The organism is Flavobacterium sp. (genome assembly GCF_028712645.1).
Taxonomy (GTDB): Bacteria; Bacteroidota; Bacteroidia; order Flavobacteriales; family Flavobacteriaceae; genus Flavobacterium.
This window is the reverse complement of sequence record NZ_JAQTPQ010000007.1, coordinates 26,244-32,613: the sequence shown is the minus strand read 5'-3', so window position 1 is coordinate 32,613 and position 6,370 is coordinate 26,244. Positions and strand designations below refer to the sequence as shown.

The following is a 6,370-nucleotide window of genomic DNA, read 5'->3' as shown; positions in this document are numbered from 1 at the left end:
TGTTTGTTGACTAATCGTAGTTTCTCGAAATTGATTGTTGTCTTTTTGCCATTATCATCCAATCGAAAGGAAAGATTTTCGATTTTCATATCCGTGGGCACTAAGTTCAGTACTTTCGAAATGATTCTATAAGTGAATTTGGCGTAATCTCTTTTCTCCTTGGAATTGGTTGCGTTTTCATCTTTTTTTAGAAAAGAATCGAAATTTCGACCATTCTTATTTCTGACTAATTGAACATAACCATTCTCTATTTCTAGGGTTCCCAATTGCACATCTCCAATGAGCAACCGCCACAAATTGACACTGGTTTTCATTTTATGAATATTGAAAAGCGTGTCGGCATTTTTTGGAACCAAAACAATATCAGAAAAACTCAATCCAGAAAGCCCCACAAATGAAGCTTTTTTTATAGAAAAAGAACTGTCGTAATCGCGCTCCATTTTATTCGAAACCTTTGCAATAGTTTGTTTTAGCAACGCATCTCTAAAAACAAAAAGCGCAATAATCATGATCAGGAAAGTTATGACTACGATTTTTACGGCTAAGAATATCTTTTGTTTTCGGGTTCTCATAAATGAATTACTATTTGCAAATTCGGGTTCATAAAGGAAAGAAAAAAAAAGAGAACAGGAATAATTTTATGATTCTCTTTGCAAAATTCTACAAAATATTTTTTTTGGAACATAAAAAAACCACGACACATTTTTATACCGCGGTTTTGAGTAGGTTTTGTCGTATAAATTTATTGCTGACGAGCCATATTTATTTTATGTTGCAGCGGGTTGTAAAAATCCTTAACTCGAGCTACAACTTCATTCAAAGTCATACTATCGGCAGTTTCAACTGCTTTTAAATTAATTTTTACTAGAGATTTTTTGTTGCGGATTCGTTGTTCTAATTTTATTTTAGTTTCCGCTGGGCCAAAAATATAGAGATAATCAGAGCCTTTGATATAATCCAACACAGAGTCTAAATAATAATTCATTTGATCATTTTTTCGGTTGTCAAATTTCGTTTTGCTGTCACCGTGGCGATTCCCCGAGGAAGTTCCTTTTTCACTTTCTTTATTATGGTAAATTCTGTTTTCAACTTCTGAATCTACCTCCGTGATTTTTTCTTCTTTATGACCTTCAAGAGTAACAATAATTGCTTTTTTAGTGTCAATCCAGATTCCGACTAATTTTTCCATGATATTATTTTTTAAATTCTTCTTGTAGAGAAGAAGAACATCTAAATTTACGAAGAAAAGCTGAAACAGACTTGATATTTTGCTTTTTTTTAAATTTTAAATTAAATTAACCTATTGATTTTCAGATTAAAAAATACAACAAAAAAGCGGTATCAATCAAATGACACCGCTTTTTTTGAACTATTTTTCAAAATAAAGGATTTTATTTTTTTGTATATTCTTTATCCAAGAACAAGTAGCGAGCCTCGTTTTTGGCTTGAATTGCTTTTGAATCTAAATCAATCACCATAATTTCCGGATTTTTTTCGTCTGTAGCAATTGGCCAAAGAGGTAATTTTTCTCCATTTGGGTTCCCCGATTTAATAAAATTAACGAAATAATTCATCATTGTTTCCGAAACTTTATAATCCTCTTCCGTCCAGTTATAATCTGTATTAGTTGCCAAATTTCCCATTGCGTATTCAATCTCAGCTGAATGTACAGCTCCTTTTGGTTTGGTAGCTTTTTGTGCATTTATATCTTTTTTGATGACGCCACCAGCAAGGCCAGCTTCTAGATTTTTATCTCTCATTTCGGGTCTAGGATGCGCAAAATAATAACGATAAATGTTTTGTGAACTATTTTTTCGATGTAAATCAAACCATTTCCAAGTGCTGTAAGCAATAAATCGGTCGCCAGCCAAATCGGTTGCCGATTGCTCCGTAACTTCAGGAGTTCCTGCTGGGTATAATTGCAAAACTTCTTGAGCTTTATCACCGTATAATTCTTTTATTTTTTGAATATAACTTTCATTACTCAAGTCTTTCCCCATTGTCAGAGCACGATAGGTCATTTCTTCGGAGTTCCAACCCAATAACAAGGGAACCATCGCTTGTTGTTTTTCTTCGAAAATTTCGGTCAGTGATTTTGGAAGAAAATAACCGTCAATAGTTGTTTTGAATGTGCCCATACTTGTTCCACTTGATTTTTGGTATAGTTCTAAAGTAGTCATAGCACGAAGTTCTTTTAATGAACTTGCACCCATTTTTTGTGCAAAATCAAGTCCTGTTTTTTCGGCTTCCGCCAATGGAACTGGTGCTGAAGTAGGGAAGAAAGAACCGCCACTTTCACAAATAGCAGCTGCAATTAGGTTTTTAGATAATGGTGAAGCCATTTGAGCACTCACGGAAATGGAACCTGCCGATTCTCCTGCAATAGTTACTCTTTTTGGGTCGCCACCAAATTGTGCAATATTCGCCTGAACCCATTTCAAGGCAGCATTTTGGTCAAGATAGCCATAATTTCCTGAAGCGTGATTAGGAGATTCTTTGGTTAATTGAGGGTAAGAGAAAAAGCCAAAAATTCCTAAACGATAATTTACAGTTAGTGTTACGATTCCTTTTTTGGCCATATTCTCTCCGTCATATCGATATTCCGAACCGTCTCCAGCAACAAAACCACCACCGTAAAAATAGACCAAAACAGGTAGTTTTTCATTGGTAGATTTTGCAGGCGACCATACGTTTAAGTACAAACAATCTTCGCTCATGCCATCACTTCTAAAACCCATATCGCCAAATATTGCGGGTTGTATGGCTCTTGGGCCAAATTTTTTGGTTTGTTTTACACCTGTCCAATTCGAAACAGGTTGAGGAGCTTTCCAACGTAAATCGCCAACTGGTGGTTGTGCAAATGGAATTCCTTTGAAGCTTTGAATAGTAGTTTTAACGTCGAATTCGCCTTCAATAATTCCGTTTGTAGTGGTTACTTGAACAGGAAAAGCATAAGGATTAACAGCTTGTTGCGCATTCGAAATAAAAGGAATTGCCACAAATAACAGCCCAATAAATTTGTTTTTTAGACTCATAATTGATGTGTTTTAATTATTTTTTTCTTTGTATTAAACTAAAAAGGTTTTTACCCAAACAATTCGCTCGCAACATCCTCAATCTTCGCTACCAATCGGATTTTTATGATGGTGTTTTTCAAGGCAATTTTATTGTACTTTGAAACAAAAATCGTCGAAAATCCTAACTTTTCAGCTTCTTGAATGCGTTGATCGACACGGTTTACAGGACGAATTTCACCTGACAAACCCACTTCACCCGCAAAACAGAAATCTTTATTCACCGGAATATCTTCATTCGATGATAAAATAGCAGCGACAACGGCCAAATCAATTGCGGGATCATCTACCGAAATTCCTCCAGTTACGTTTAGGAAAACGTCTTTGGCGCCAAGTCTGAAACCAGCTCTTTTTTCTAAAACAGCCAAAATCATATTTAGTCTTTTAGCATTGTAACCTGTTGTGCTGCGTTGAGGTGTTCCGTAAACCGCAGTGCTTACTAGGGATTGAATTTCAATCATTAACGGGCGCATTCCTTCGAGAGTCGAAGCAATTGCGGTTCCTGATAGCTCTTCGTCTTTATGTGAAATCAATATTTCAGAAGGATTGGATACTTCTCGCAAGCCGTTGCCCAACATTTCATAAATCCCGATTTCGGCAGTGGAACCAAAACGATTTTTTAGTGAACGTAAGATTCTATACACGTGATTTCTATCGCCTTCGAATTGCAAAACCGTGTCAACCATATGTTCCAAAATTTTTGGTCCAGCAATGTTTCCGTCTTTGGTAATATGACCAATTAGGATTACAGGAATATTGGTTTCTTTAGCAAATTTGATAAGCTCGGCAGTGGTTTCGCGAATTTGAGAAATACTTCCCGGAGTCGATTCGATATAATCAGTGTGAAGCGTTTGAATGGAATCGATGATGACGATTTCGGGTTCGATGGCTTCAATTTGTTTAAAGATATTTTGGGTTTTTGTTTCGGTAAGAATGAAGCAATTATCACTGTTTGGAGTGATTCTTTCGGCTCGCATCTTGATTTGTTTTTGACTTTCTTCGCCCGAAACATATAAGGTCTTATAGGGGAGTTTCAGAGAAATTTGGAGTAAAAGTGTACTTTTTCCAATTCCGGGTTCTCCTCCCAAAAGAATCATTGAACCAGGAACAATTCCGCCACCCAAAACTCGATTGAGTTCGCCATCAAGAGTGTTCATTCTCACTTCTTGGCTAGAGTCAATTTCATTAATTCGTAATGGTTTAGAAACTCTTTTGGAATCAGTAGATGAGGGTTTCCAGCTTGATTTTTCTTCTTTTTGAATAATTTCCTCGACAATCGTATTCCATTCTTTGCAAGAATTGCATTGGCCTTGCCATTTCGAATATTGGGCGCCACAATTCTGGCAAAAAAAAGAAGTTTTTACTTTTGACATTATTTTAGAACTAAATTGAATCCAAATTTAGGATAAAGAATGTTTAAATAAAAGGATTTAAAATTTTAAAATAAAATGCTTTATTTTAAGTCAGCGAATTGTCTTTTTCATTGGGAAAAATAATCCAAGGCTTGAATGTTTTGGCTTCTTCAAAGTCAACTGTGGCGTAAGAAATGATGATGATAATATCGTCTTTTTGCACTCTTCGGGCAGCTGGACCGTTGAGTGTAATTGTTCCAGAATTTTTTTCGCCTTTGATAGCATAGGTGTCAAATCGTTCGCCATTATTGATATTTACAATCGAAACTTTTTCGCCTTCGATGATGTTTGAAGCTTCAAGTAAAGCTTCGTCAATAGTTATACTTCCGATGTAATTTAGATCGGCGCCGGTAACTTTTACACGGTGAATTTTTGATTTTAATACTTGAATTTGCATTTAGCAAAAGTAAATTAATTTAATGAAATGTTGTCGATCAAGCGTATATTGTTTACAAAAACAGCAATAAAAGCACGGTAATTTTTGGTTTTACTTTTTCTTGTACAAGGTAAAAGTGTTTTCTCATCAGCAATTTGAAAATATTCTAATTTGAAAATTGAATTTTTTTCAAATGATTTTTGCACCCATTTTTCTGTTGCTGTTGCACTATTTTTTTTGAATATTGCTTTTGCGTCCACTAATGTTTTGTATATAATGGAAGCTTCTTGTTTTTGATCAGGTGTCAGAAGTGCATTTCTGGAACTCATTGCTAAATTATTCGATTCTCTATAAATGGAGCAACCCACAACGTTGACTTTCATCTTGTTTTTAGCAGCCATTTTCTTCACAATTTGTAATTGTTGAAAATCTTTCTCGCCAAAATAAGCATTTGTTGGTTCGACAATTTCGAAAAGTCGTTTTACTACAGTGCCAACACCGTTAAAATGTCCAGGTCTGAATTTGCCTTCCATTTGGTTTTCTAATCCATCAAAATCAAAAAATTGGGAAGATGGTTTTCCTTCGTAAATATCATCTATCGGCGGAGCATATACTATGATTTTTGGACTCAATTTAGCAATTTTTTTTAGGTCATCGTCAAGGGTTCTTGGATATTTTGCTAAATCTTCGAGATTGTTGAATTGGGTTGGATTTACAAAGATACTTACAATAGAAATTTCGTTTTCTGACATAGATTGTTGCATCAACGATAAATGGCCTTGATGTAAAGCACCCATTGTTGGAATAAAGCCAATATTCGAATTACTGGTTCTTGTAGATTTTAAATAGTCTATTAAGGCTGCTTTTTCGTAGAAAATATGCATAGCTGTTTTGTTGAAATTGAGTGCAAACTTAATATTTTAGTCTATAACTGCATAAATTTTTGTAATTTTGCATGGTTTTTATTGCCAATAAATAAAGCAAATTACAATATGGAAGATAAGAGAATATTATATGTATCATCAGAGGTGGTGCCTTATCTAGCTGAAAATGAGGTGTCTTCAATGTCTTATGAGGTTCCGAAAATGATTAATAATCTAGGAGGACAGATAAGAATTTTTATGCCAAGGTATGGAAATATTAACGAAAGAAGACATCAATTGCACGAAGTAATTCGGCTTTCGGGAATGAATCTAGTTGTGAATGACTTGGATATGCCTTTAATAATAAAAGTTGCTTCAATACCTAAGGAAAGAATTCAGGTGTATTTTATAGATAACGATGAGTATTTTAAAAGGAAAGCCACTTTTACTGATGAAGAAGGGGTTTTATATCCAGACAATGATGAGCGTGCAATTTTCTTTGCAAAAGGAGTTGTCGAAACGGTAAAAAAACTCAATTGGGTTCCTGATATTATTCACGTTCATGGCTGGATGGCAGCTTTACTGCCTATTTATATGAAGCATTTTTATAAAAATGAAGCCTTGTTTTCAGAAACAAAGATTGTT

7 protein-coding genes are annotated in these 6,370 nt (G+C 34.9%); 1 reads left to right on the top strand and 6 read right to left on the bottom strand.

Annotation, left to right across the window (positions count from 1 at the left end; all coding sequences use genetic code 11):
• The 6 genes from PHC28_RS01070 to panC all read right to left on the bottom strand — a co-directional run.
• Window positions 1-572 (bottom strand): AsmA family protein (locus PHC28_RS01070; protein ID WP_300095728.1); only part of this gene is annotated, 572 nt, incomplete at its 3' end.
• A 170-nt stretch (window positions 573-742) separates the two neighbouring features.
• Window positions 743-1,189 carry a hypothetical protein gene (locus PHC28_RS01065; RefSeq protein WP_300095725.1) on the bottom strand — a complete coding sequence of 149 codons (447 nt, stop codon included), beginning with the start codon at window positions 1,187-1,189 and terminating at the stop codon, window positions 743-745.
• A 202-nt stretch (window positions 1,190-1,391) separates the two neighbouring features.
• On the bottom strand, window positions 1,392-3,035 hold the full coding sequence (locus PHC28_RS01060) for a carboxylesterase family protein (RefSeq protein ID WP_300095722.1): 1,644 nt from the start codon (window positions 3,033-3,035) through the stop codon (window positions 1,392-1,394).
• 50 nt (window positions 3,036-3,085) lie between these two features.
• On the bottom strand, window positions 3,086-4,447 hold the full coding sequence (radA, locus tag PHC28_RS01055; RefSeq protein ID WP_300095719.1) for a DNA repair protein RadA: 1,362 nt from the start codon (window positions 4,445-4,447) through the stop codon (window positions 3,086-3,088).
• Window positions 4,448-4,532: 85 nt separating this feature from the next.
• Window positions 4,533-4,883: an aspartate 1-decarboxylase gene (panD, locus tag PHC28_RS01050; RefSeq protein WP_300095716.1), complete on the bottom strand. Its 351-nt coding sequence runs from the start codon at window positions 4,881-4,883 to the stop codon at window positions 4,533-4,535.
• A gap of 14 nt (window positions 4,884-4,897) precedes the next feature.
• Window positions 4,898-5,746, bottom strand: a complete 849-nt coding sequence (gene panC / locus PHC28_RS01045) for a pantoate--beta-alanine ligase (RefSeq protein ID WP_300095713.1) — start codon at window positions 5,744-5,746, stop codon at window positions 4,898-4,900.
• Window positions 5,747-5,854: 108 nt separating this feature from the next.
• On the opposite strand from panC, the gene PHC28_RS01040 reads away from it, so the two are divergent.
• The coding region (locus PHC28_RS01040) for a glycogen/starch synthase (protein WP_300095708.1) at window positions 5,855-6,370 on the top strand (516 nt) is incomplete at its 3' end.

Coding starts and splice junctions, on each gene's coding strand:
- PHC28_RS01065 (WP_300095725.1), bottom strand. CDS start 1,189: ATGGAAAAATTAGTCGGAATCTGGATTGACACTAAAAAAGCAATTATT.
- panD (WP_300095716.1), bottom strand. CDS start 4,883: ATGCAAATTCAAGTATTAAAATCAAAAATTCACCGTGTAAAAGTTACC.
- panC (WP_300095713.1), bottom strand. CDS start 5,746: ATGCATATTTTCTACGAAAAAGCAGCCTTAATAGACTATTTAAAATCT.
- PHC28_RS01060 (WP_300095722.1), bottom strand. CDS start 3,035: ATGAGTCTAAAAAACAAATTTATTGGGCTGTTATTTGTGGCAATTCCT.
- radA (WP_300095719.1), bottom strand. CDS start 4,447: ATGTCAAAAGTAAAAACTTCTTTTTTTTGCCAGAATTGTGGCGCCCAA.